At 35.5% G+C, this 24,853-nt stretch carries 25 protein-coding genes and 1 riboswitch; of the genes, 14 read left to right on the forward strand and 11 right to left on the reverse strand.

Annotated features, from left to right (window positions below):
- The first annotated feature begins 2 nt into the window (after nt 1–2).
- From kdsB to BMX49_RS10570, 3 genes are all read left to right on the forward strand, one after another.
- Nucleotides 3–743 (forward strand): 3-deoxy-manno-octulosonate cytidylyltransferase, encoded by a 741-nt coding sequence (gene kdsB, locus BMX49_RS10560; protein ID WP_034720575.1) that lies wholly within the window; start codon nt 3–5, stop codon nt 741–743.
- A gap of 179 nt (nt 744–922) precedes the next feature.
- Nucleotides 923–1,585, forward strand: coding sequence for a histidine kinase (locus tag BMX49_RS10565; protein ID WP_034720577.1), 663 nt, complete (start codon nt 923–925; stop codon nt 1,583–1,585).
- 107 nt (nt 1,586–1,692) lie between these two features.
- Nucleotides 1,693–2,169 (forward strand): glutathione peroxidase, encoded by a 477-nt coding sequence (locus BMX49_RS10570; RefSeq protein ID WP_375600477.1) that lies wholly within the window; start codon nt 1,693–1,695, stop codon nt 2,167–2,169.
- Between the two features lie 185 nt (nt 2,170–2,354).
- On the opposite strand, the gene BMX49_RS10575 is transcribed toward BMX49_RS10570, so the two are convergent.
- From BMX49_RS10575 to BMX49_RS10585, 3 genes are all read right to left on the reverse strand, one after another.
- Entirely contained in the window at nt 2,355–3,809 is a 1,455-nt protein-coding gene (locus BMX49_RS10575; RefSeq protein WP_034720582.1) for an LptF/LptG family permease, read from the reverse strand.
- Between the two features lie 73 nt (nt 3,810–3,882).
- Entirely contained in the window at nt 3,883–4,530 is a 648-nt protein-coding gene (gene lolA1 / locus BMX49_RS10580) for an outer membrane lipoprotein periplasmic chaperone LolA1 (RefSeq protein ID WP_034720584.1), read from the reverse strand.
- A gap of 60 nt (nt 4,531–4,590) precedes the next feature.
- Nucleotides 4,591–7,023: an FtsK/SpoIIIE family DNA translocase gene (locus tag BMX49_RS10585; RefSeq protein WP_034720585.1), complete on the reverse strand. Its 2,433-nt coding sequence runs from the start codon at nt 7,021–7,023 to the stop codon at nt 4,591–4,593.
- A gap of 231 nt (nt 7,024–7,254) precedes the next feature.
- On the opposite strand from BMX49_RS10585, the gene BMX49_RS10590 reads away from it, so the two are divergent.
- Entirely contained in the window at nt 7,255–7,488 is a 234-nt protein-coding gene (locus tag BMX49_RS10590) for a hypothetical protein (RefSeq protein ID WP_034720588.1), read from the forward strand.
- A gap of 54 nt (nt 7,489–7,542) precedes the next feature.
- Here BMX49_RS10590 and BMX49_RS10595 read toward each other — a convergent pair whose 3' ends face one another.
- Entirely contained in the window at nt 7,543–7,935 is a 393-nt protein-coding gene (locus tag BMX49_RS10595) for an acyl-CoA thioesterase (protein WP_034720589.1), read from the reverse strand.
- A gap of 99 nt (nt 7,936–8,034) precedes the next feature.
- Nucleotides 8,035–8,118: riboswitch (adenosylcobalamin-variant (AdoCbl-variant) riboswitch) on the reverse strand.
- A gap of 122 nt (nt 8,119–8,240) precedes the next feature.
- On the opposite strand from BMX49_RS10595, the gene BMX49_RS10600 reads away from it, so the two are divergent.
- The 6 genes from BMX49_RS10600 to BMX49_RS10625 all read left to right on the forward strand — a co-directional run bounded on the left by BMX49_RS10600 (nt 8,241) and on the right by BMX49_RS10625 (nt 15,697).
- The gene (locus BMX49_RS10600) at nt 8,241–8,534 is read left to right on the forward strand and encodes a hypothetical protein (RefSeq protein WP_034720591.1); all 294 of its coding nucleotides are present in this window, start codon (nt 8,241–8,243) and stop codon (nt 8,532–8,534) included.
- A 180-nt stretch (nt 8,535–8,714) separates the two neighbouring features.
- Nucleotides 8,715–10,703, forward strand: a complete 1,989-nt coding sequence (gene hutU, locus BMX49_RS10605) for a urocanate hydratase (RefSeq protein WP_034721522.1) — start codon at nt 8,715–8,717, stop codon at nt 10,701–10,703.
- A gap of 178 nt (nt 10,704–10,881) precedes the next feature.
- Nucleotides 10,882–11,832, forward strand: a complete 951-nt coding sequence (locus tag BMX49_RS10610; RefSeq protein ID WP_034720593.1) for a fasciclin domain-containing protein — start codon at nt 10,882–10,884, stop codon at nt 11,830–11,832.
- 68 nt (nt 11,833–11,900) lie between these two features.
- Entirely contained in the window at nt 11,901–14,285 is a 2,385-nt protein-coding gene (locus BMX49_RS10615) for a TonB-dependent receptor plug domain-containing protein (protein WP_034720594.1), read from the forward strand.
- A gap of 438 nt (nt 14,286–14,723) precedes the next feature.
- Nucleotides 14,724–15,101, forward strand: coding sequence for a GreA/GreB family elongation factor (locus tag BMX49_RS10620; protein WP_034720596.1), 378 nt, complete (start codon nt 14,724–14,726; stop codon nt 15,099–15,101).
- Between the two features lie 170 nt (nt 15,102–15,271).
- A complete protein-coding gene (locus tag BMX49_RS10625) occupies nt 15,272–15,697 on the forward strand; it encodes an SRPBCC domain-containing protein (RefSeq protein WP_034720599.1) in 426 nt (141 codons plus the stop codon).
- An 8-nt stretch (nt 15,698–15,705) separates the two neighbouring features.
- Here the strand turns inward: BMX49_RS10625 and BMX49_RS10630 are convergent, their stop codons facing one another.
- Together BMX49_RS10630 and pncA are read right to left on the reverse strand one after the other, a co-directional pair.
- Entirely contained in the window at nt 15,706–17,238 is a 1,533-nt protein-coding gene (locus tag BMX49_RS10630; RefSeq protein ID WP_034721525.1) for a S41 family peptidase, read from the reverse strand.
- Between the two features lie 100 nt (nt 17,239–17,338).
- Nucleotides 17,339–17,944, reverse strand: coding sequence for a bifunctional nicotinamidase/pyrazinamidase (pncA, locus tag BMX49_RS10635; RefSeq protein ID WP_034721528.1), 606 nt, complete (start codon nt 17,942–17,944; stop codon nt 17,339–17,341).
- A gap of 120 nt (nt 17,945–18,064) precedes the next feature.
- On the opposite strand from pncA, the gene BMX49_RS10640 reads away from it, so the two are divergent.
- Genes BMX49_RS10640 through BMX49_RS10650 form a run of 3 tightly spaced genes read left to right on the forward strand, consistent with a single transcriptional unit; the run spans nt 18,065 to nt 19,636 of the window.
- Nucleotides 18,065–18,601, forward strand: a complete 537-nt coding sequence (locus BMX49_RS10640; RefSeq protein WP_034720600.1) for a YfiT family bacillithiol transferase — start codon at nt 18,065–18,067, stop codon at nt 18,599–18,601.
- Between the two features lie 42 nt (nt 18,602–18,643).
- Nucleotides 18,644–19,027, forward strand: a complete 384-nt coding sequence (ytxJ, locus tag BMX49_RS10645) for a bacillithiol system redox-active protein YtxJ (protein WP_034720603.1) — start codon at nt 18,644–18,646, stop codon at nt 19,025–19,027.
- Nucleotides 19,028–19,036: 9 nt separating this feature from the next.
- A complete protein-coding gene (locus BMX49_RS10650) occupies nt 19,037–19,636 on the forward strand; it encodes a Crp/Fnr family transcriptional regulator (RefSeq protein WP_034720605.1) in 600 nt (199 codons plus the stop codon).
- A gap of 13 nt (nt 19,637–19,649) precedes the next feature.
- Here BMX49_RS10650 and BMX49_RS10655 read toward each other — a convergent pair whose 3' ends face one another.
- The 3 genes from BMX49_RS10655 to BMX49_RS10665 form a co-directional block, all read right to left on the reverse strand.
- The gene (locus BMX49_RS10655) at nt 19,650–20,123 is read right to left on the reverse strand and encodes a hypothetical protein (RefSeq protein WP_051803834.1); all 474 of its coding nucleotides are present in this window, start codon (nt 20,121–20,123) and stop codon (nt 19,650–19,652) included.
- Between the two features lie 69 nt (nt 20,124–20,192).
- On the reverse strand, nt 20,193–21,059 hold the full coding sequence (locus tag BMX49_RS10660; RefSeq protein WP_034720608.1) for a sigma-70 family RNA polymerase sigma factor: 867 nt from the start codon (nt 21,057–21,059) through the stop codon (nt 20,193–20,195).
- Nucleotides 21,060–21,341: 282 nt separating this feature from the next.
- A complete protein-coding gene (locus BMX49_RS10665; RefSeq protein ID WP_034720610.1) occupies nt 21,342–22,808 on the reverse strand; it encodes a T9SS type A sorting domain-containing protein in 1,467 nt (488 codons plus the stop codon).
- Between the two features lie 348 nt (nt 22,809–23,156).
- Between BMX49_RS10665 and rbp the strand changes: the two genes are divergently transcribed.
- Entirely contained in the window at nt 23,157–23,528 is a 372-nt protein-coding gene (gene rbp, locus BMX49_RS10670) for an RNA-binding regulator (RefSeq protein WP_034720612.1), read from the forward strand.
- A 164-nt stretch (nt 23,529–23,692) separates the two neighbouring features.
- On the opposite strand, the gene BMX49_RS10675 is transcribed toward rbp, so the two are convergent.
- Both BMX49_RS10675 and BMX49_RS10680 read right to left on the reverse strand, forming a co-directional pair.
- On the reverse strand, nt 23,693–24,181 hold the full coding sequence (locus BMX49_RS10675; protein ID WP_034720613.1) for a BlaI/MecI/CopY family transcriptional regulator: 489 nt from the start codon (nt 24,179–24,181) through the stop codon (nt 23,693–23,695).
- Nucleotides 24,182–24,187: 6 nt separating this feature from the next.
- Nucleotides 24,188–24,721, reverse strand: coding sequence for a phosphatase PAP2 family protein (locus tag BMX49_RS10680; RefSeq protein ID WP_246005123.1), 534 nt, complete (start codon nt 24,719–24,721; stop codon nt 24,188–24,190).
- Between the last annotated feature and the right edge of the window lie 132 nt (nt 24,722–24,853).

The following is a 24,853-nucleotide window of genomic DNA, read 5'->3' on the forward strand; positions in this document are numbered from 1 at the left end:
AGATGAAAATTATTGCTGTTATTCCCGCTCGATATGAGGCCAGTCGATTTCCTGGAAAACTGATGCAGATTTTGGGTGAAAAATCCGTCATCGCAACCACTTATCAAAATGTCGTTGATACGAATTTATTTGATGAAGTATTCGTCGCCACAGATTCCGAAATTATCTTTAATGAAATCCGGATTATTGGTGGTAACGCAGTCATGACCGGCGAGCATGAAACAGGCAGCGACCGAATCGCAGAGGCAGTTGCGAATATTGAGTGCGATATTGTAGTGAATGTTCAGGGTGATGAACCTTTTTTAAAAACTGAACCTTTGAAACAATTGATTTCTGTTTTCAATGACGATAAAGAGGAACAAATCTCCTTGGCATCTTTAAAGATAAAAATCACTGAAATAGAGGAAATAGAAAATCCCAATAACGTGAAAGTGATTACTGACAGTCAAGGATTTGCCCTTTATTTCAGCCGATCGATGATTCCGTATCCGCGAGAGACAACTTCTACTGCAGAATATTTTAAACATATCGGCGTTTATGCTTTTAGGAAAAAGGCTTTAGTGAATTTTGCAAATCTAAAAATGAAACCTTTAGAAATTGCGGAAAAGATTGAATGTATTCGCTATTTAGAATATGGAATGAAAATCAAGATGGTTGAAACCGATTTCGTCGGCATTGGAATTGATGTTCCTGCGGATTTAGAAAAAGCCCGTTTGATTTTGAAAAACAGTTCTACTTTTTAATCTGTGTTTGTTCAAATAGTAGGATAAACATTCTTAAAATTGGTTAAAAAATCAATAACCATCCTAAAGTCATAAACTTTTCATTTCAAAAAGTATATATTTGAAACCTGTTCAAAAAGAGCAGTGTTTTTAGGGTAAATTAATTTACAAAGAACGCTTCACAAGCGTAATTTTATTATATGAGAAAATTATTTTTAGTATTATTAATAGGAATAGGATCGATCGTTTCAGCGCAAACTGCCAAGGAAATTATTGATAAAAACATAGAATTAACAGGCGGATTAAACAACTGGAAACTTTTGAATTCCGTTTTACTTCAAGGACAAGTCACTCTAGGAATCAATGATGAATATCCCATTAAAATTTATCAGCAAAGACCTAATCTTACTAAAACTACGATTACGATCGGCAAAAAGGAAACTGCCGTGGAAGGGTATGACGGAAGCAAAGGATATGCGATGAATTACGCGACCAACAAAACCCAGGAGTATCCCAATTACATAGCTGAGAGTTTTGATAATGATTTCATCGACTGGGAAAATAAGGGATTTGAAGCGAAATATCTGGGTAAAGAAAAAATGGGTGATATCTATTGCCACAAAGTTGAGCTGACCAAGAATGTGAATAAAACCCTTTACTTTTTCGATTCGAAAACCTATATGCTTCTGAAAGAATTTAAGAAAGACGAAACTTTAGCTTATTCAGATTTTAGAACGGTCGGATCTTTGATGATGCCGTACAGGATTGAATCATCTTCCGCTAAGAAAGACAGCGATTATGTGATGATGTTGAACAAAATAGAAACCAATAAAGTGTTTCCAGCAAGTACTTTTAAATTTTAAGAATTATGAAAAAATTATTTATACTGCTTCTATCTGCAGGAGCATTTTTACAAGGTTGTAAAAATCAGAAAAACGATGTTTCGAAAACAAAAACTACAGAGAATAATATGGAAAAATCCATTTTCGATTACAAAGTAGAAAGCTTGGAAGGACAAGAAATTAACTTTGCAGATTTCAAGGGAAAGAAAATTTTGGTGGTTAATACGGCTTCTGAATGTGGATTTACTCCACAATATGCCGATCTAGAAAAATTGTCAAAGGATTATTCAGATAAATTAGTGGTGATTGGCTTTCCAGCGAATAATTTTGGTGGACAAGAACCAGGTAGTAATACAGAAATAGGCGCATTTTGTGAGAAAAATTTCGGAGTTACTTTTCCAATGGCCGCAAAGGTTTCAGTGAAAGGTGATGATACCGCGCCGATCTTTAAATATCTTACAGAGAAAGATTTGAATGGCGTTAAAAACACCGCAATTCTATGGAATTTCACCAAGTTCCTCATTGATGAAAACGGACATTTAATCGACTCATTTATCAGTACAACAAAACCGACGAGCGAATCAATTACCAAGTATTTGAAGTAGTTTAAAGAATGATTTAAGAATCATTAACCCCAATTAAAAAAGTTTATTGAATGGAATCAATAAACTTTTTTTGTCTACATGTTGAGATAAACTATTTATTTCTAGTAAGGGAATCTCTCGCAATAATTCTAAACAAAAAGAAAGGATGAGTAATCCCATCCTTTAATTATTGTCGTCCTAAAATACTATCGGTATCTTTCGTGCTCTTTATTCTTAGAAAATCTATTGATTAAAGGTTTGAACAGCGATTTGTATTTTTCGATATCAAAGAGTTGCGAATCGGTTAAGGCTTTATAAGTCAACCAAATTCCGAAGGGGAACAGAATAATATTTGGTAACCACGCCGCGAGATACGGATCCATTTTTCCAGCCCAGGCGATATTTTCCGCAGTGAGGTTCAGAATATAGAAAAGTATAAATACCACAATCGCAATCACAACTGGTAATCCTAAACCTCCTTTACGAATAATTGAGCCTAAGCTGGCACCAATCAAAAAGAAGATAAGACAGGTTACAGAGTAAGAAACCATTCTTTGTTGATGCATTACCACCCGTGCAAAATAAGCGTGCATATCTTTAAGTTGGGAATTTTTTCCTAAAGTTGATTGCTTGATGTTTTCTAATTTATTATAAGCTGAATAAAGCATTTGCTGCTTCTTTTGAGTTTTCACAGTGTCTATTTTCACAGGCACCACAATTGGAATTTTCACTTTAGTTTTATCAACATAGCTAACATAGCTATTGGTTTGACTCACCAATTCGTAAGTCATATTATTCATAATGTCGTTGTTGCTTTTCTTGGTGTCCTTAATTGTTGAATTCAGCTGCACAATATTTTGAAAAGAGTAGTCGTCGGTGATGCTTTCAGCTTCGATTGCTTTATCAATGATATCAGAAATATTGAAATGAGAAACCAAAGTATCAAACTTTATCGCTTGATCAGGCTGTTTTAAGCGGGCGTTATAGTCTACATTTCCTAACTGATCTTCATAAATATGGCCATTAAATAAAACCAGTTTCAAATAGTTGGGATTATCAGCAGAGACGAATTTTCCGCTTTCTGCAACGATTGACTGTTGATCTTCAAACGAAGTCGCCATTTTGTGGACAAAAACTCCCGTTAAATTCTCACCATTTTCACCGGTTATTTTATCAAATTTGACACTATATCCTGGAAGTTGTTGAAGAAATTGACCAGGTGTAAAATTTAAGGCTGGCTTGGTGGCAGCGATGTTATATAGCATATTCTTTGCCTTCCGCTGAAAGTCGGGCACCACATTATTGGAAAAGAAAAAGAGAAAAGCAGAAAAGAATAGGGTAGTGAAGAATAACGGCAACATAATTCGGGTCAACGAAATGCCGGCAGCTTTCATGGCCGCAAGCTCATAACGTTCCCCAAAATCGCCAAAGGTCATGATCGAGGATAACAAAATTGTTAGCGGTAAAACCAACTGCACCACAATTGCTGAAAGGTAGGAAAGCAATCTTAGAATTTCCCAGTAACTCAAACCTTTTCCGGTAAATTGCGCTAATCGAATCCAGATGATATTCACCACAAAAATGAAGAACAACACACTGAAGATGAAAAGAAACGGGCCGAAAAAAGTTTTGATGACGTAACCGTCGAGTTTTTTTATCATGGGTCAAATTTACCAAAAAAGCCACAAAAGAATAATTTCCTTTGTGACTTTTTTTATAGGGACTTATTGTGGTTTAAAGTTCAGTAACAAAATAATCTTTATATTGATTTTTGTCAAACGTAAACATTGTCGGATTTAATTGCTGATTTTCTTTATAATTACTAATGCCAATCACAGAGACCGCATTATCTTTTGAAAACTGTTCAATTTTTACGACTTGCTTTTTCGCCGCATTGACAAAAAGGTTTACTTCTTTAATGCCATTATTGGTCGTTGGAGTTAATTTGATGTAATCCGAATTAACACCGTTCACCATTAACTTTCCAACATATTTTACATTGTATCCTTTCTTGTATTGTTCAATGTAATTAAGCGGTGAAAACATTTGTTCGTTTCCAGTCGGTTTTGCTACGGTGATTTCTTTGTCTTCATCAGAAATATTATAGATTTTATTTCCGTCAAAGATTTGCTCTGTACCCATTATTTTCAGTTTATACTGATCTTTGGCAGAGTAGAAGATACCAGGTTCGGTTTTGGTCACTTTCTTGCCAGTCCCCGTTCCGTAGACGAATTTAAAATAAACATTGTCTTTGCTTTTGTAATGGTTAGCAACACCATCTAAGATCGTTTTTGCTTTCGCATCAATTTTCTGAGCCGAAAAACTTGCAGTTGTCGCAACAACCAGCAGTCCAAAGGAGATTTTTTTCAATATCGTTTTCATTCTTTTTTTATTTTGGATGATTGATTAGCTTTAAAGTTAAACTATTGTTTAAAGTTTGAGCTACTTCCGCAATTCTTCCAAAAACTGTTCCAAAGAATTTAAATCACTGATTAACACCTCTCTCGCTTTTGCGCCATTGAAGCCACCTACAACACCGCTAGCTTCTAACTGATCCATAATTCGGCCGGCACGGTTATATCCTAGTTTCAATTGTCTTTGAAGCATTGAAGTAGATCCTTGTTGGGTAGAAACTAAAATTCTCGCTGCATCTTCAAAGAGAACATCTTTTTCATTAGGATCAAAAGCTCCAACGGTTGTAGTTGTTTCATCAACTTTATATTCAGGAAGCATGTACGCGCTGGCATATCCTTTTTGTTCGCCAATGTAGTCGGCAATTTTTTCTACTTCTGGGGTATCTACAAAAGCACACTGCAAACGCATAATTTCATTTCCATTAAAGTAAAGCATATCACCTTTACCAATCAACTGATCGGCGCCAGGCGAATCTAAAATTGTACGTGAATCTACACTGGAAATCACTCTGAACGCTGCTCTTGCAGGGAAGTTAGCTTTAATCATTCCTGTAATTACATTAACAGATGGTCTTTGCGTCGCTACAATTAAATGGATTCCAACTGCTCTTGCCAACTGCGCCAATCTTGCGATTGGCAGTTCAACTTCTTTTCCGGCGGTCATGATTAAATCTGCAAACTCATCGACTACCAAAACGATGTAAGGTAAATAACGATGGCCGTTTTCAGGATTTAATTTACGTTCTGTGAACTTTTTATTGTATTCTTTAATGTTCTTGCAGAAAGCATTTTTCAATAGATCGTAACGCTGATCCATTTCGATACAAAGCGAATTCAAAGTATTAATTACTTTGTGCGTATCAGTGATAATGGCATCTTCGCCATCGGGAAGTTTTGCTAAATAATGTCTTTCAATTTTTGAGTAAAGAGAAAGTTCCACTTTCTTAGGATCGACCATCACGAATTTTAATTCACTTGGATGTTTTTTATAAAGTAATGAAGTTAAGATTGCATTTATCCCAACAGACTTCCCTTGTCCGGTTGCACCAGCCATTAATAAGTGAGGCATTTTTGCTAAGTCGGCCATAAAGATTTCATTAGAGATTGTTTTACCAAAAACCACTGGCAAATCCATATCTGAATTTTGAAATTTCTGAGAAGCAATCACACTTCTCATTGAAACCATCGACGGATTTTTTCTTGGAACTTCAATTCCGATTGTACCTTTACCTGGCATGGGCGCTATAATTCTAATTCCTAACGCAGAAAGATTTAACGCAATATCATCTTGTAATTTTTTGATGGAAGCAACTCTAATTCCAGCTTCAGGAACAATTTCGTAAAGGGTAACCGTGGGTCCGATCGTAGCTTTAATCTCAGCAATACCGACATTAAAGTTCTTTAACAACCCAACAATTTTATTTTTATTTTCTTCTAATTCGTCTTTATTGACCGAAATTTCTTCATTTCCGTAATCACGTAATAAATCGATGGTTGGCATTTGAAATTTGCCCAATTCTAGTTTGTGATCGTAATATCCGTGCTTATCAACTAATTCCTGTGACTTCCGATCACTTTCATCAACAATGTCAATTGTTTTGGCAACTTCAACTTTGAAATCAATATCATCAATTGAGGGAGCAATCACAGGAGCAGTTGGAATGGGATTTAAACTGACTGCTATTTTTTGGTCGTCTTGTTCAAATGATGTTTGATTAGGAGTTTTAATGGTTTCGATTTCATTGATCACGGAAGTTTGCTTCACCGCCGTTTCAGAAACAGTAATGTTTTGGTTTTCTTCATTTGGTAAAGCTTCCAGATCATCATCTGCGTCAAAATTTTCGGCTGAACGCGGCATCATTCCTTTAATTCTACCAACAGTATTATCGTTTAAATTATTCAGTTTGGATTTAATACTGCTTGGTCGAAGATTAAATTCCAGAATAAAATATAAACCGATACTTACTAAAATAACTGTCCACAAGCCTGCAAATCCAATGACAGAATTCAAGAAATCCATAATTTGAAATCCATAAACGCCACTCAATACGCCTTCACCTTGGGTAATTGCACCCATTAAAATAGGAAGCCAACAGATGAAAAAGAGGGAATGACCAATCGTTTTCCAAGGTTTAAAATAATTTTTCTTTAAAATCATCATACCAAAAACGAAGAAAAGAAAGGCGACTAAGAATGCTGCAACGCCGATACTGTCAAAAATAAAAAGGTTGCCTAGCCAGTCACCGATTTTCCCAAAGATATTTGATGAATTTATTGTTTTGTCGAGCATATTTCCGGCTTGGCTTTGGTCTGCTTTCCAGTTCATTAAATAAGAAATGAAAGAAAGGGTGCCCACAACCGACGTCACCAGAAACAAAATTCCGAAAAATATGCGGGGTTTAGAAAGGGTTTTATTCTGCTCAGCAGCTTTAGGCGTAGTCTTTTTTATATTTTTTTCCATAGTATCAATCAGGGCAAATTTAATGATAATATTTAAGAAGTTTTTGGGAATAATAAAGAAAGTTATTGATTTTTTAGGACGAAGTGGAGATTAGTTATCAGCTTGCAAAAGAGCGTTAGACTAAAATTTTTTGAACCTAATTTAAAAATTCGAAAGTACTATATAAAGTTGATGACTGACTGCGGAATACTATTTGTTTTAGTTTTAGAATTAACTTTAAAATAGTAAATCATGGAAAATAAGAAGGAAAATAAAGAAGAAAATGAAAGCAGAATCATAAATATTGAAGGAGTGAACGATCGGGTAATTCGAGATGAAAGCAACGAGAGTGATAAAGTAATTATCAACGATCGACCGCTAGATGCTGAAAATGCAGTTCCACCCAAGGCTTGGGAAAATCAGAAGAAAGCCTATGATGACGCCTGGGAAAACAATAAGAACCAAGCCCTCGAAGGCGATTTATAAAAATCTTTAAAATAAAATTTCCACTGTAAAGTGGAATTTTTTTGATGACTTTTTTTAATCTTTTGGGAAAATCCTCACAGGTTTCTTATATGCATCAATTGCAACTAAGGTAAAATCTCCAGAAACCGCGCGCTCTCTTACTTCATCATACATCTGCTCAACAAAAACTTGTACATTCACTTTTAAACTAGAGTTACCGACATATTTAACTCTGCCAATTAATTCGATCAGCGTGTCGGCAGGTATTGGTTTTTTAAAATCAATACGATCGCAACTTACGGTCACAAAAGATTTTTTGGCAAATCGGGTAGCGGTCATAAAAGCCACTTCATCCATCATTTCCATCACCGTTCCGCCAAACATGGTGTTGTGATGATTGGTAATATTCGGGAAAACAACTTTAAAAACTTTGGTTTCAGAATTTTGAATTTTTTCTTCGTAGTTCATTGTAATTGAATTAAAACATTAATAGTTGAAATGAACAGAAAAAACTGACAGATAAGTCAATAAATTTTCTGCTTCAAATCGCGAAAGCATTTTTAGAATTTCAACGAAGGGATCTGACTTTCCAAATGGATTACAGTTGCGCGACAGTTCGTGATTTTCACACGATTCACCTTTAGTATTGAAATAACACCTGCAAATATAGATTTTTTGCTCGATGATTGAACGTTATATTTTATAAAAATGACTGTGTTCAATTGCAATGGAATCATTTTTGTCGCATAAAAATAACACTAAATACATATATTATGACACCAGAAAATAACCTTAATGAGCAAAATGAAAATTTGAAAGAGATGAACTACAGTTCTGACCAAGATATTTTTAATCAGGAAGAACATATTTCACTAGATGGAGACGGCAATCCCATTGAAAACGAAGCCATTCAGCCTGAAAGATTGGGAGATAATTTAGATGTTCCTGGCTCAAGTGCCGATGATGCGATGGAAAAAATTGGGTCTGAAGACGAAGAAAATAACTTTTACAGTCTGAGTGATAACGAGGATAATCACGAGGAGACCAACGAAGATCTTTTATCCTAATGAATACAACCTTACTTTTTGAGTAAGGTTTTTTAATTTGAAAGTGTAAGCTGAAAAAACTTTCCTCCCGCTTTTCTTTGCTTTGTATTTTCTATTTTGAATATCTTTAAAGTTTCGTAGCCAAAAACCTTGTCAAGCTTCAGAGTTATGACAAGATTAATTCAAAAATCTGAATTTATCATGACCTTCCAACAACAAATCCAACAAGGAATTCCTAGTGAACTTCCCGCTCTCAAACCTTTCGACACAAAAATTAATCATGCTCCAAAACGGAAAGACATTCTTTCGGACGAGGAAAAAATATTAGCGCTTAAAAATGCTCTGCGATACTTTGAACCTCAATTTCATGCTGAGTTAATATCAGAATTTAGAAAAGAATTAAATGAATATGGACGAATTTACATGTACCGTTTTCGTCCGGATTATGAGATGAAAGCTCGACCGATTGGCGAATATCCCGGCAACTCGGAGCAAGCTAAATCGATTATGTTGATGATTCAAAATAATCTGGATTACGCGGTGGCGCAACATCCGCATGAACTAATTACCTATGGCGGAAACGGTGCGGTTTTTCAAAATTGGGCACAATATCTTTTGACCATGAAATATTTGTCAAAGATGACCGATGAGCAAACTTTAACGATGTATTCTGGACATCCGATGGGATTATTTCCGAGCCATAAAGAAGCTCCGAGAGTTGTTGTGACTAATGGAATGGTCATTCCAAATTATTCTAAACCTGATGACTGGGAAAAAATGAATGCTTTAGGAGTTTCGCAATATGGACAAATGACTGCTGGAAGTTATATGTATATCGGTCCACAAGGAATTGTGCACGGAACCACCATCACCGTTTTAAATGCTTTTCGGAAAATCAAAAAAGAGACTAAAGGTGGCTTATTTGTTACTTCAGGTTTGGGTGGAATGAGCGGTGCACAACCAAAAGCGGGAAATATCGCAGGTTGTATTACGGTTTGTGCAGAAGTAAATCCTAAGATTACTAAAATTCGGCACGAGCAAAAATGGATTGATGAAGTTCATGAGGATTTAAACCATTTGGTTGCAAGAGTTCAAAAAGCAAAAGAAAATAAAGAAACGGTTTCACTGGCCTATCTCGGAAACATCGTTGATGTCTGGGAAAAATTTGACCAAGAAAATTTGCATATCGACATTGGGTCCGATCAAACCTCCCTTCATAATCCGTGGGCTGGCGGATATTATCCAGTTGGGATTTCTTTTGAAGAAGCCAATAAAATGATGGCTGAAAATCCTGATTTATTTAAAGAAAAAGTTCAGGAAACATTAAGACGACATGCCAAAGCAATTAATAAACATACCGGAAAAGGAACGTACTTTTTCGATTACGGAAATGCGTTTTTACTGGAAGCGAGTAGAGCAGGCGCCGATGTAATGTCGGACCATCCAACTTTAGGTAGAGAATTTAAATTCCCTAGTTATGTCCAAGATATTATGGGACCGATGTGTTTTGATTTCGGTTTCGGGCCGTTTCGTTGGGTTTGTGCTAGTGGAAAACCAGAAGATCTTCAAAAAACTGATGAAATCGCCTGCGCAGTTTTAGAGGAAATAATGAAAAATTCTCCTGTTGAAATTCAGCAACAAATGCAGGATAATATTACTTGGATTAAAGGAGCACAAGAAAATAATTTGGTCGTTGGATCGCAAGCCAGAATCCTTTATGCCGATGCTGAAGGCCGTATGAAAATTGCCGAAGCTTTTAATAAAGCTATTAACAAAGGAGAAATTGGGCCAATCGTTTTAGGCCGGGATCATCATGATGTTTCAGGAACTGATTCTCCGTATCGGGAAACCTCTAATATATATGACGGTTCTCGATTCACGGCAGATATGGCGATTCAGAATGTTATTGGTGACAGTTTCCGCGGCGCGACTTGGGTTTCAATTCATAATGGCGGCGGCGTTGGTTGGGGCGAAGTGATCAACGGCGGTTTCGGAATGCTACTCGATGGCAGTGAAGATGCCGACCGCAGATTAAAATCAATGCTTTTCTGGGATGTCAATAATGGAATTTCTAGAAGAAGTTGGGCTAGAAATGACGGCGCAATATTCGCAATTAAGCGTGCGATGGAAATAGAACCGAATCTAAAAGTGACATTGCCAAATATCGTCGATGAAAATCTTCTGCTTTAAAATTTGTAAATCATATTTTTAAATAAGCCTTACAAATTTTGTAGGGCTTTTCATTTAAATCCTCCTAAAAAACCTTGTATAGATTTCATAAATAAGATATATTGGTAAATAAATATACTAAATTTAATTAGTTAGTAAAAATACTTTCTATATTTGATGACACAAAAAAAATATTATTATGAAAAAATTAATTAAAATCCTTTCGGTAATGTTTGCTATAGGATTTGCAACCGTTAGTTGCTCAAACAACGACGACGAACCAGTAATGAGTCAAACTATTTATGCGATTGCTTCACGTGATGCAGAATTAACCTCATTAAAAGCCGCCATTGATAAAGCAGGACTTGCTGCAACATTAGATGCAACAGGAACATTTACTGTTTTTGCTCCGTCAAACGCAGCTTTCACTTCTTTCTTAACGGCGAATGGTTTTGCATCTCTAAATGATGTTCCAGTTGCAGCCTTGAAAGAAATCTTATTGAACCATGTCTTAGCTGCGAGAGTTACTTCTGGTGAAATTGCGACAGGCTACGTTTCCACGTTAGCGAAAGGTGGCGCATCTGCAACAAGAAACTTAAGCATGTTCATCAACAAATCTTCAGGCGTAAAAATTAATGGAATGGTGAACGTTACCGCTGCAGATATTTTAGCAACTAATGGTATTATCCATAAAACAGACGCAGTTATTGGTTTACCAACCATAGTAACTCATGCTTTAGCCAATCCAAATTTTACAAGTTTAGTTGCGGCTTTAACAAGAAGTGATATGCCGAATTTTGTTTCAATTTTAGGAGGAACAGCGAGTTCACCATTTACGGTTTTCGCACCTACAAATGCTGCCTTTGCTTCTTTGCTTGCAGAAACGGGTTTAGCTAATTTAGCTGCCGTGCCACAAACACTTTTAGAAAATGCTTTAAAATACCACGTTGTAGCGGGAGCAAATGTAGCTTCAACTGCTTTAACGAATAATATGCCGGTAACCACGTTCCAAGGAGGAATGTTCACCATCACAACCACTGGAGGCGCAAAAATTACTGATGCGAATAACCGAGTTTCAAATATCATCTTAACAGATGTTCAGTGTAGCAACGGAATTATTCACGCCATAGACAAAGTTTTATTACCATAGTAGTTTTTTTTTTAAGATGATGAGCGTCCCAATTGGGACGCTTATTGTAATTTTACCCAAATATTTTTATGAAATCTAAAGTTTCCTTTTTTCTAGTACTGTTTTCAATCTTTATGTCGGCGCAAAGTGGTAGTATTAATGTAAATGTTTTCGATGATTTCACTAAAAAATCACTTACGGCTATTATTAAAATTGAAAAGACTCAACAGGAGTTTTCTGGAGTTGGAAATATCACTATTTCTGGAATACAATCAGGAGTTTATACTTTAGAAATTGAATCAGAAGGCTACGAATCTGGATTTCTAAACGACCTCAATATTGTTCCCAATCAAAATCTTACTTTTTCAATTGGTTTAATAAAGATTGCAAAAAATATTGATGAAGTAATTATTACCAAAAAGCAATATAAAACTACGGCTGAAAGTCCTTTGTCTCTTAGAAATATTACCAGCGAAGAAGTGCAGAAAAATGCTGGTTCGACGCGTGATGTTTCCAAAGCGATTTTAAGTTTTCCTGGAGTTGGAAGTACCGCAACTTTTAGAAATGATCTCTTCATCCGAGGAGGAAGTTCTGCGGAAAACAAATTTTATATCGACGGAATAGAAGTTCCAATTATCAATCACTTTCAAACTCAAGGCGCTTCTGGTGGACCTAGAGGAATTATCACCATTGACTTTATTAAAGATGTTGATTTTTACAGCGGCGCATTTCCAGCTAGTCGAAATGGTGCTCTTTCTTCTTTGTTTGAATTTAATTTAAAGCAAGCTCGAAAAGATAAACTGGGTTACAAAGCAGTTGTAGGCTTAGATGATATGCAGTTGATGGCGGATGGCCCGCTTTCTAAAGATCAATCCTGGACAGGACTTTTTAGTGTTCGAAAATCAAATTTGCAATTGCTGTTTAAAGCGATTGGGTTGCCTTTTCTACCCAGCTACTATGATGGAACTTTTAAGGTTTCTAAAAAATTCAATTCTGGTGACGAGTTGTTTTTTCTGGGTTTAGGTGCTAAAGACAGTTTTAAATTTAATGAAAATGCAGATCCGACCTTAGCGAATTTAACTTTAATCGATCAACTTCCAGTTTCTCCGCAGTGGAATTACACGGTTGGTGCAGGATACCGACACTTAGCTGAAAATGGCAACTGGCTTTTAACTTTAAGCCGAAACATGCTCGATAATCAAGCAGTAAAATATTATCGAAATATAGAAACTCCCCAGAATTTACTGTACGATTACAAATCGCAGGAGAGTGAAAATAAAATTCGTTTTGATCGTAATTTTACTTGGGCCGATTATCAGTTCAGCACCGGAACTAATATTAATTTTTCCAAATATTATAATAATTCGACAATCAAAAATGTAACGCAAAATGCGGTCAATTTTGATGATGTTTTATCCGAGATTAATGTTTTTCAATATGGAGTTTACGCCCAAACTGCCAAGAAGTTTTTCGCAGACCAACTTCAGCTCTCGGCAGGAATCCGTTTTGATGCAAGCGATTATAATGAAAATACTCAAAATCCTTTAGACCAATTCTCACCTCGTTTTTCTTTAAGTTATAAAATAAATCCTCAGTTTGCTGTCAATTTTAATACGGGAATTTATTACCAACTTCCTTCTTACACGGCTTTAGGATTTATGAAAAATGGTAGTTTAAGCAATAAAAATACTTTGAGCTATGTCCGCAATTCTCACCTCGTGGGTGGAGTAGAATATAATGGAAAAAATAATCTTCGTTTGACCGTGGAAGGATATTACAAGAAGTATAAAAACTATCCCTTCTCCTTACGCAACCAGATTTCACTGGCAAATGTGGGTGCGAATTTTGGCGTAGTCGGGAACGAACCGGTTGATTCCAGAGGTTTCGGCGAAACATTTGGTATAGAATTTTTAGCTCAGAAAAGGACAGTTAATAATTTCTATGGAATTATGGCTTATACTTTCGGCTACTCAAAATTCTCGAATGCAGCGGGAACTCTTCTGCCATCGAGTTGGGATTCCAGACATATCGTGGCAATCACAGCTGGAAAATATTTAAACAGAAACTGGAATTTGGGAGCCAGATTTAGAATGCAATCTGGCTTGCCAGAAACTCCCTACGATTTGCAAAGAAGTTCTTTGGTTAATATCTGGAATATTGCAAATGGACCACTGCAAGATTTTAGTCTATTAAATTCAATGCGCGGAAATCTTTCACATCAATTAGATTTGAGAGCTGAAAAAAAATGGGTTTTCAAAAAATGGCAGTTCACTGCGTACTTAGATATTGTTAATGCTTACGGGTCTAAAAATCCGAGCAGATTGCCGGTGGTTAATTTACAACGTGATGCGAATAATAATGGAATTGTCGCCAATCCAACTGATCCGCAAGATCAACAATATTATCTTTTAGAAACGGGTGACAGTGATCGGTCAACTCCGATTCCTTACTTTGGATTTATCTTTGAATTCTAATAAGCTTCAATAGCTGAGCCGAAAAATTTCCACCAAATAACAGATTACGTTTCATAAAATTCGCTGAAACCGCTTTTTATAAAAGTCAAAGGTTAATAATTGTTAAGTCTTTGGAAAGCCAATATATATGTGGTATTTTAGTGGATTACCAAGTTAAGCATGAAACCAATTTACTTTTTTTTAGAGAATAACTTCGCTGATGGAAAGTCACTGTTCTTCGCTTATCGTCTTGATGACAACTTTCTGAAAAGATCGAAAGAGTTCATCTAATCTGCCCTGTCGCGATTCAGGACAGGGTAAGTGACCGCCACAAATACTCCTCAATTTTAATTTACGAATACGCACACTTTTGAGAATACAAACACTAATCTAGAGTTTGCTATTCTTTGCTGAATTTTATTTAAAGTATTCATTAACCAATTTTTATAACAATACATTATGTCTGAAAATATCGTTTTAACAACCGGAATCTATGATCTTATTAAAGAACATTTAAGAAGAAGAAAAACAACCCTACAGGAAGAACAAATTCTACTGGATCAATTGAAATCTGCCCAGCAAGTTTTGCGGAAAGAATTACCAACCGATGTGGTAACCATCAATTGCGAAGTTAATGTGAAGGATGTTGAAACCAATGAAGAGCAGAAATATCTCTTAGTAGACGCTTCAAAAGAAAAAGTAAAAAAAGGAAAATATTCAATTCTTTCGCCTATTGGTTTAGCGATGGTGGGAAACAAAATTGGTGACGTAATCGAGTGGCCTTTCGAAGAAGGTGCAAAAAAACTTGAAATTTTAAGCGTTGTTCATCAGAACTAATTCGTTCTAAATATTTTATAAAGAAACCCTCCAATCGAGGGTTTCTTTGTTTTTGGTTTTATTTTTGATGAAATTAAAGATGGTTTACGAAGTTTCAGCTAACGACGAACCGTAACTTCAGTCATCAATCAGCGGTTTTTCTTCAACTAACTTATAAATAAAAAAAGGTGATGAAAAAATTAGAGTTTACAATTGAGATCAATGCGTCTGCAGAAAAGCTTTGGGATGTTCTTTGGGAAGATGAAAATTACAGAAATTGGACGTCCACTTTTATTAAAGGTTCTTATTATAAAGGTGAACTTCAGGAAGGAAATGAAATTCTTTTTCTGTCCCCTGGAGAACATGGTATGTTTGCGGTGGTTGAAAAGATGACTCCTTTAAAATCGATGCACTTTAAGCATTATGGCGAAGTTTTGGATGGTGTACGTCAGGAACGAACTTATGATGAGAACGCTATTGAACAATACGATTTGACTGAAACTGAGGTCGGGACAAAATTAACGGTAACTATTAATACAGAAGAAGAATACATCACTTATTTCACGAACAGTTTCCCCAGAGCACTTAATGCGATTAAAGAAATTGCCGAGAAATAGTCAATCGTCTATTCATTCTTAATTTCCTCCATAATCCATTCTAATTGAATGTCTTTTTTCGTCAAAACTTCCTGTAAAGTTGGAATTATTTCTTTGTCTGGAACAACTCCTTTTTTTGTTTCTGTAAATGCAATATTGGGCTGAACCAGCATTAGTCCAATTGGCAATCTGAGTTTTGAACTGGGTAACTTTTCTGTTGAATATCTGCCCGCAACGGTTCCATCATTCGTACCGCCTGTTTCTTCACCGACGAGAAATGCTCTGTTGTCGCCTTTTAATTTTGAAGAAATTATTGACGAGGCGGAAAAACTACTTCCATTTATTAAAACATAAATTTTTCCCTGAAAGTGATTGGGCTTGGCTTTTTTTAGGGAGAAAAGTCCGTTGTTCCTTAAATAAAATTTATCGTCTTTTTTCTTAACAGATAGAGCGGTGGCGACCAAATAAAGCGGATAAGTTAAAGCCGCAATCGGTTTCGCCAGAACTGGAACACCATTAAAATAAGTGGCATGAAACATCGATGCTCGCGACGTAACTTCCATGTCTTTGATGAATTTGAAATCTTCTGTAACAAAATAAGAATACAGATTATTAATTTCTGAAAGTGATCCGCCCAAATTATCACGAACATCTAGAATTAAATATTTTGCGGGCGACTTTTTTAACAAGGCAAAACTCTGCTTATAGAATTTACGAGAATAAGTTCCAGAAAATGTCTTGATTTTCATGTACGCAATCGTCGAGTCTTTGGTCGGAAATTGTAGATCACGATTAAAGCTTTTACTAATAATATTATAGTCTTTGGTTTTCCCATTTTCGCTTTTCGTCAATTTTTTATTTTCTTTTTTGGTCTTTTCTTTTTCTTCTTTAGTGATTTTTTCACGTTGGATATAAAAAGTCTTTACGACATCTTTATATTGAGCTTCGATCTTCACCGAATCCAAAATTCCATATTCAGCTGTAAAAAAAGAAGGCCAGCGCCGCGCCATCGAATATCGCTGAAACGTCGTGTTGTCTCCATCGCTATTAATAAGTGGTTTATATTTTACAAGTAATACATGAATTGGAATATCTTTAATTTTCAGAATTTCAGTTCCCACGTTCATATTGGGAATTTTATCCACATTATTTTTCACGAAAATTCTGTTGTCCTCAACTATGAAATTATATCGGTTCAATAAGCCTTTCTGATTTTTAAGATGTTTGATTTCTTTTTTGGTCAGGCGTTTATCGTAAGGATATAATCTCAAATGTCCTTCTTTTATTTTTGCAATAACGGGTGCGAGTTTCTGATAAAATTCATTGGGTTTTAATGGTTTTTGAATGGTTACTTTTAGACTGTCAAATTGATAATCCAGTTCTTCTTTCGTGATAAACCAATAAAGATTTGGGTGAAGTTGCTCTAATTTTCGCTGAGTGAAATCAACATCATTTTTCAAATCCTTCACAGAAATCGGAACTTCTAATTTTTCGTTGTGTTTTTTTACCGAAACGCAGGAAAAGATTAAGAATAGAAACGAAAATAGAATGATATTTTTCAAAGTAAATATTTTGCTAAAAATAAAATTTTTAAACTGAATCGGCAAACAAAAAAACTTCTCATTAAAAATGAGAAGTTGAATCGTAACGAGTTAAAATAGTCTAGCCTAAAACGGTCACCGTATTTTGGACCATTTCAAAAATCGCATTTTTTCCACCATCAGGTTTTACGTTGACTGCACTCGTTCCATTGAAGTGCAAACAAGTTACATAACCTAATTTAGCGGCATCCAGACACGTGTATTTTACGCAAAAATCTAAGGCTAAACCAACGATTTCAACCAGCTGAATGTCGTGGTATTTCAAGAAATCATCTAAACCTGTTTTCACAAAATGATTATTATCTTGAAATCCGCTATAGCTGTCAAAGTCAACATTGGTTCCTTTCTGAATGATGTGCGTGACCTTATCTCGGTTAAGATCCTTATGAAATTCTGCACCAAAAGTGCCTTGAACGCAGTGATCTGGCCACATATGTTGCGGAATACCGTTCAGAATAATATTGTCGCCGATCTTCTTGCCATTATTACTGGCAAAACTCTTGTGATCAGCCGGATGCCAGTCTTGGGTGAGGATAATTTGTTCGTATTCATTTTCTTCCATCAACAGATTGATGTATGGAATAATTTCGTTGGATCCAGGAACGGCAAGTGCACCACCTTCGCAAAAATCATTCTGCATATCGACGATAATTAGGGCTTTTTTCATATTCTTAAATTTTTCGATGGGTATCGAATTCAACTTATTTTTTAGTAAATTTACAAAACAAAAGCGCAAAAGTTCAGCCAAAAAAACGGATGCGCCAAATCGTCAAAATTTATAATTAAAATGGACAATTTAGAATTTAAAAAATTCCCGATTGGGAAATTTCAAGATCCAACCAAGATTTCTGATCAAGACATCGACAAACATATAACCACGCTTACGGAATTCCCGAGTAAGTTGAAAAATCTTGTTGGGAATTGGACGAATGAACAATTAGACACGCAATATCGAGAAAGTGGCTGGACCGTTCGCCAGTTAGTAAATCACCTAGCAGACAGTCATATGAATAGCTATATTCGTTTTAAATTGGCGCTCACTGAAAATAATCCGACGGTAAAACCTTGGGATCAGACCCAATGGGCTGAATTGCAAGACAGTTTTAATATGGACATTAAACCAGCTTTGCAAATCCTGAAAGGTCTGCACAAAAGATGGGTTTTTGAATTAAAATCATTGACGAATAGGGAATTTGAAAGTACCTTTCATCATCCTGAACAGCATCGAAATATAACGTTGCGAGAAAGTTTAGCTTTCTATGCCTGGCATTGTAACCATCATTTTGCGCATATTCAAAATTTGAAGGCGGAGCATAACTGGTAAGCAGGAAATTATCATTTTGTCTAATATTAGAAAAAAATAAATATGAGTTTTTTAAATAAATTATTTGGTGGCAGTGATTCGCCAGAATCATCACCGGTAGAGCCTACATTCTGGAAACATCTTGAATCGAAAGAAGATTTGGAGCAAGCGGCCGAAATGTCAAAGGAAAAGAAAGTGGTTATTTTCAAGCATTCTACCAGATGTCAAATTAGTAAGATGGTCTTGAAAAACTTTGAAAAAGAAGTTGCCGGTTCCGATAAAGAGGTGGAATATTACTTCCTGGACCTTATTAAACATCGAGATGTTTCTAATAAAATTGCTGCAGATTTTAACGTCCATCATCAAAGTCCCCAAATGATTGTTTTAGAAAACGGAGTAGCAGTGAATGATGCTTCCCATCAGAGTATTTCTGTAAATCTTATTTAAATTTTTTCAATGGAGTCATTAGAAAATATTACCAACTATTTGTCTGAAATTCTCGAAGTGCCAATGGGTTCCGTCGCAACGTGTAGTACTTATTATACTGTGAAAGAAGTTACTAAAGGAGAATTATTACTGCAGGAAGGTGAAATTTGCCACGATACTTTTTTTGTGGAGAAAGGCTTGTTGAGAATGTATTCTTTGGATCGAAATGGAAAAGAGCACATCATTCAGTTTGCGCCAGAGAATTGGCTCATTTCGGATCGCAGTTCTACCTATTTTAGCCATAAATCCCGCTATTATATTGAAGCAGTTGAAGATTCGAATGTATTGCTTTTAAACCACGAATTTTTCAAAAGATTGATGGAGAACTATCCACATACCGTTGAAAAAAATGATTTACTGTTGCAAAAGCACATCCGAAATTTGCAGAACCGCGTCAATTCCCTTCTAGCTGATACGGCCGAAGAACGCTACATGAGTTTCATCAAAATGTATCCGGATATTTTACTTCGTGCGCCACAGTGGATGGTCGCTTCCTATTTGGGAATTACTCCAGAAAGTTTGAGCAGAGTTCGGAAAGAATTGGCGAAGAAAAACTTTGAAACTTTGTAATTTTTAGAATTTTTTACTTCAGATTTTTTCTATATTTAATCCATTGAGCAATCATAGATACTGCGACGAACACAAAAAATAAGAAAGTGCAGATTCCTACGAAATCAAATTTAAAACCCCATTTGCCTTCTGAAAAAATCAGTAAAATAATTGCAACAATCGGCACGAAAAATATGGTGAATAATAGAAAGGGATAATTTTTTTTGTTCCAATAAAAAAAGGGAATTCTTCCACCCATAAAGTGTCCGGGATTTAGACTGTTTTTATGCCAGTCATCATAATCATTCTGAAAATTCTCATCGATTTCAACTTCGTTTTCATCTAATTTTAAGTTTTCAATAATTTTAATAATTTTTGGTTCTTGAAATTCATTTGATGAAATACTCAAGTTTTCCAAATCTATCAAATGGGCTATTTTCTGCTCCTCCAAAACGGAGTGAACATATTCTAAATTAGCGGCGAATTTGAAGGTTTTAATAACTTTCATAATTTTAAATAAAAAAAGCAGATGTTAAAAACACCTGCTCAAATTTATCAAAATATTTCTTTAAAAATATTATTTACCCAAATACGATTTAAGAATTTTACTTCTCGTATTGTGTTTCAATCTTTTAATTGCTTTCTCTTTAATCTGACGAACTCTTTCTCTGGTAAGATCAAAAGTTTCACCGATTTCTTCCAAAGTCATCGGATGTTTTCCGTTCAAACCGAAATACAAACGTACCAAATCTGCCTCACGTGGAGTCAAAGTTTGTAGTGCTCTTTCTATTTCAATTTGCAATGATTCCAACATCAAATCCTTATCTGGACTTGGTGATTCACCAGAACGCAAAACATCATACAAGTTAGAATCTTCACCTTCAACCAACGGCGCATCCATCGACAAGTGTCTTCCGGAGTTTTTCATTGATTCCTTAATGTCAGATTCGCTCATATCCAAAACTTCCGCTAACTCCTCTGGGGACGGAGGTCTTTCGTTTTCCTGCTCCAAATGGGCGTAGGCTTTGTTAATTTTATTGATCGATCCAATTTTATTCAATGGCAATCTTACAATTCTAGACTGTTCTGCCAAAGCCTGTAAAATCGACTGCCGAATCCACCAAACCGCGTACGAGATAAATTTAAAACCTCTGGTTTCATCATATCTTTTCGCCGCTTTCATTAAACCTAAATTTCCTTCGTTGATTAAATCGGGTAGGGAAAGTCCTTGGTTTTGGTATTGTTTAGAAACAGATACCACAAATCGCAGGTTGGCTTTAATCAATTTTTCCAACGCTATCGTGTCTCCTGCGCGGATTTTTTGGGCCAAGTCAACTTCTTCGTCGGCCGTAATTAAATCAACTTTTCCAATCTCCTGCAAATACTTGTCGAGAGAGGCGGTTTCTCTGTTGGTAACCTGTTTGGTAATTTTTAATTGTCTCATTTAGTAAAACAGTCTACTTTAGGACTGCATTATATTATACGACACCAAGTATCAAAAGGTTACAAAACTTTGCGAATAAGTGAAATATTCTTCTTTGGGCGAACAATTCCGTCTTCCGTTCCTAATCTTTTTTTCCGCCAGCGCCAATGCCAAAGCAGAAAAAAAGGATTTCCACTCAAGCCGGGTCGCGGTGTTGGTCAAAATTGAAGATTAATTATTGGTTATAAAAAAACTCACTCTGTATTAAAACAAAATGAGTTTAATATCTTATTTATAGAGGAACTATTTTATAATCAATTTGGTCGATTGTCTCTTTCCTTCAGCTTCATAAGCCATAAAATAAACTCCAGCGGGAGATTTTACAGAAATACTATTTTTGCCTTTTACGACAATTCCCGAATAAATCAGTTTCCCCGAAATATCAGTAATCATTACACTTCCAGCTTTCTCTGCACTTAAAGTAAATATTCCATTGCTTGGATTGGGATAGATGCTCGCTTGTAGATTTTTAGTTTCTACCGATGCTAACGGAATTCCGCACAAATACGGTGTAAACGTTACTTCTCCCAAAGCAGGATCATCAACAACGTGCGAAATTACTGCTTCTACCATGCCATCATCAGACAATTCACCTTCTCTCCAGCAATTATTCTTTGCGCTGATTGGATTTGCAGTATTATTAAAGAGCGCATAGAGATTTCCTCCATTTCCGTTGTCTTTGAACACATTCTCGCCCACACTTCCCAATGGTCCGCCGCCCAAATCTGCACTAAAAGTCCCAATCACCGTAATTCCCCAGATGTGACCGCGGATTTGATTTTTTTCAATTTTAAGTCCTGTGCCAACTGCGCCACTTCCATTTATAGAAATTCCGCTTCCTCCCGTTGCTGGATTATTTTCAGAATTATTGTTGGTCAAAATATTATTAGAAATCGTTCCCGTAGAATTATTCCCTGCAACGGTAATTCCATATCTGTTATCAGTCACGGTATTTCCGTCAATTAAAACTTTATTAACTCCACCTAAAAGAGAAGAAACAGAAATTCCACCTACTTTGGTTAAAGCTCGATTTCCAATAATGGTATTGTTCAAAACTTTAGTAACTCCAGCAGAACCGCTCGGACCCATATTAATTTGCGGACGGTTTGAATTTAGTTTTGTATTTCCAGACAAATAGTTATTTGTAAATTCTAAAGCAACCGATTGATTTCCGCCTGAGCCGACTGCTGGTAAATCATTCTCAATAAACTTAGAATTGGTAACAACCGGATTTCCTCGGGAGAAATTAACGGCAGCGCCTGAAACTAAACCTGATTTAAAATATCTTACCGTACAATTATCCATTAAAAATGTAGTGGTTAAAACTTGTAAGCCACCACCATATTCCAGGATGGTGTTTTTAAAAGTTGCGTCCGAACCTTCTTCTAATCTAATTCCTTTAAATATGGCTGCAGGATTTGTTGCAGTGATCAAAAAATCGGTAGCTGTTGTGTTATAAACGCCACCAATCGTTAGCTGAACCCCAGCATCCATTTTTAAAATAGTGTTCTCATCCATTAATAAGAAGTCACCTGCGGCAATCGTAATATTTGCGGTCATTTGATATCCAGTGCCGCTATTGACCAAAACGGTGGGTGCCGCTGCGGCGAGAGAATTCAAATTATAAGTAACCCCTGTGCCAGGACTTGTAAATTGTGATAGTAAGTACGCTGATAGTAGCGAAAAACATAGAGTAGTTATTTTTTTCATAGTTAAAGATTTGAATCAAAGTTATACATATTATGCAAATGATAGCTTTTTTTTATAAAAAACGTTACAGTTTTCGAACGCATTTAATGATAATCCGTATGAAAATCTAAGTTTAGTTAACGATTTAGATGTTTCTGATAAATCTGTCATTTAATTAATTGAAATTTAAAATGCTCAATAACAATTACATAAGGGGTATTTCTAACATTTGTTCAGCAAAAAGTTGCAAGTTTAATTTATAATTGTAACTTTGACCTGTTTTTATATCCTGAAATCAATTTTTGTTCATCAATTGTTGAATTTCATTTATAATTTCAACAGTATTAATTAATTTAATTTTTTTTTAAGATGAACATTTTTGTTTCAAACATCAACTATGCAACTCAAGAACAGTCGTTGCAAGATTTATTTTCAGAATTTGGTGACGTATCGTCTGCCAAAATTATCACAGACAGAGAAACTGGAAGATCGAGAGGATTCGGTTTCGTAGAAATGAGCGACGAAGATGGCAAGAACGCTATCGAAGCTCTAAACGGAAAAGAATTGGACGGTAAAGAACTTAACATTTCTGAAGCTAAGCCAAGAGAAGACAAGCCAAGAAGAAGCTTTGACAACAACCGTTCAGGCGGTAGTGGTGGAGGTTACGGAAGCGGCGGTGCAAGCCGTGGTGGAAGTGGAGGTGGTTACGGTGGTTCAAGCCGTGGCGGTTCTAACTGGTAATATTTACCTGAATAATGCAAGCGATCTTTTTTAAGATCGCTTTTTTTTGTTTATTATTCTATAATTTTAACTGAGCATCTATTTAATTTGGTCTTTAAAATTATGGTTGTTTTTCTGCCAAGTAAATAATCCAGTGAGGTTGGTAGCACAAGAGGAGGAGATAATTATTTCTTCTTTTTTTTATCCTTTTTCTTTTCGCCCTTTTCTTTTTTCTTTTTCTTCTTCTTTGTCGCCGTGATATCTTTAATAAAATCACTCAAATCTGATTCCTCTTCCTTTATTTGATGTGGAACAACGGTAGCCCTTATCTCAAAAAATTGCTGAAGATCATCTGAATTTAAAAGATTTTCCTCCACTAATAATTTGACAATTTCTGCAGCATTGTTGTTAAAGTAATCTTCTAAAAAAAGATGTACTAAATATTTCCTATAATCATCGAAAGGAATCGCAACGCTGTATCTAAAAATTCTACCTTCTTTTTCGGTCGTCAGAAACTTTTTTTCAACGAGTATTTTTAAAAAAGTAGAAATGGTATTTGGATGCGGTTTCGGCTCCTGATATTGTTCAATGATTTCTCGCATATAAGCGGAATCGAGTCGCCATAAAACATTCATTAAGAGTTCTTCGCCCGGAGTCAAATGACTTATTTTCATAATGTATTATTGAAATTGAATATGTACGTAAAGATAAATAAAAGATACAATGCTGGCCAGTAGGGCGCCGCTCAGAACTTCTGCAGGACTATGTCTTTTTAAAATAATTCTGCTAAGCCCAATAATAATCGAAAGTCCTAACCAAACAAAACCAAATAGGGGACTTAAGGTAAAAAATAAGGCGGCGATAAATAGGTTAAAGGCCATATGCATCGAACTTTTAATAAAATAATTACTTATTTGCATAACGATGAAAAGTATTAATAAAAAAAGTAAAACAATATCTATTCTTTCATATCTTAAGTAGACAAAAAACAAATACACAATCATCGCACCCTCGATAAAAAAGTAAAGGCTTTTTCTTTGTTTACGATCAGAAACATCAATGTCGGTATATTTTTTTGTCCGAACGTTGTAGATGATCCAGGACGATATAGGAATGATCGTTATTAATAAAATAGGTAAAAAATTATTTGCTGCTTCTACCAATGTGAAATTTCTGATACTAAAAATGATGAAATAAATGACCAACGAATTCATTGGATTAAAAAAATTTGAGATAAATTTTGAAATTTTTAAAACGACCGGAGAGGGGTTTTCTAGCATGAAATAATTTATGGTTTCAAAAGTAATATTTTTAAATGACTAAAATAAGAACTTTGTTTTCTTATG

Origin of the sequence: Kaistella antarctica (assembly GCF_900109615.1) — a bacterium.
Taxonomy (GTDB): Bacteria; Bacteroidota; Bacteroidia; order Flavobacteriales; family Weeksellaceae; genus Kaistella; species Kaistella antarctica.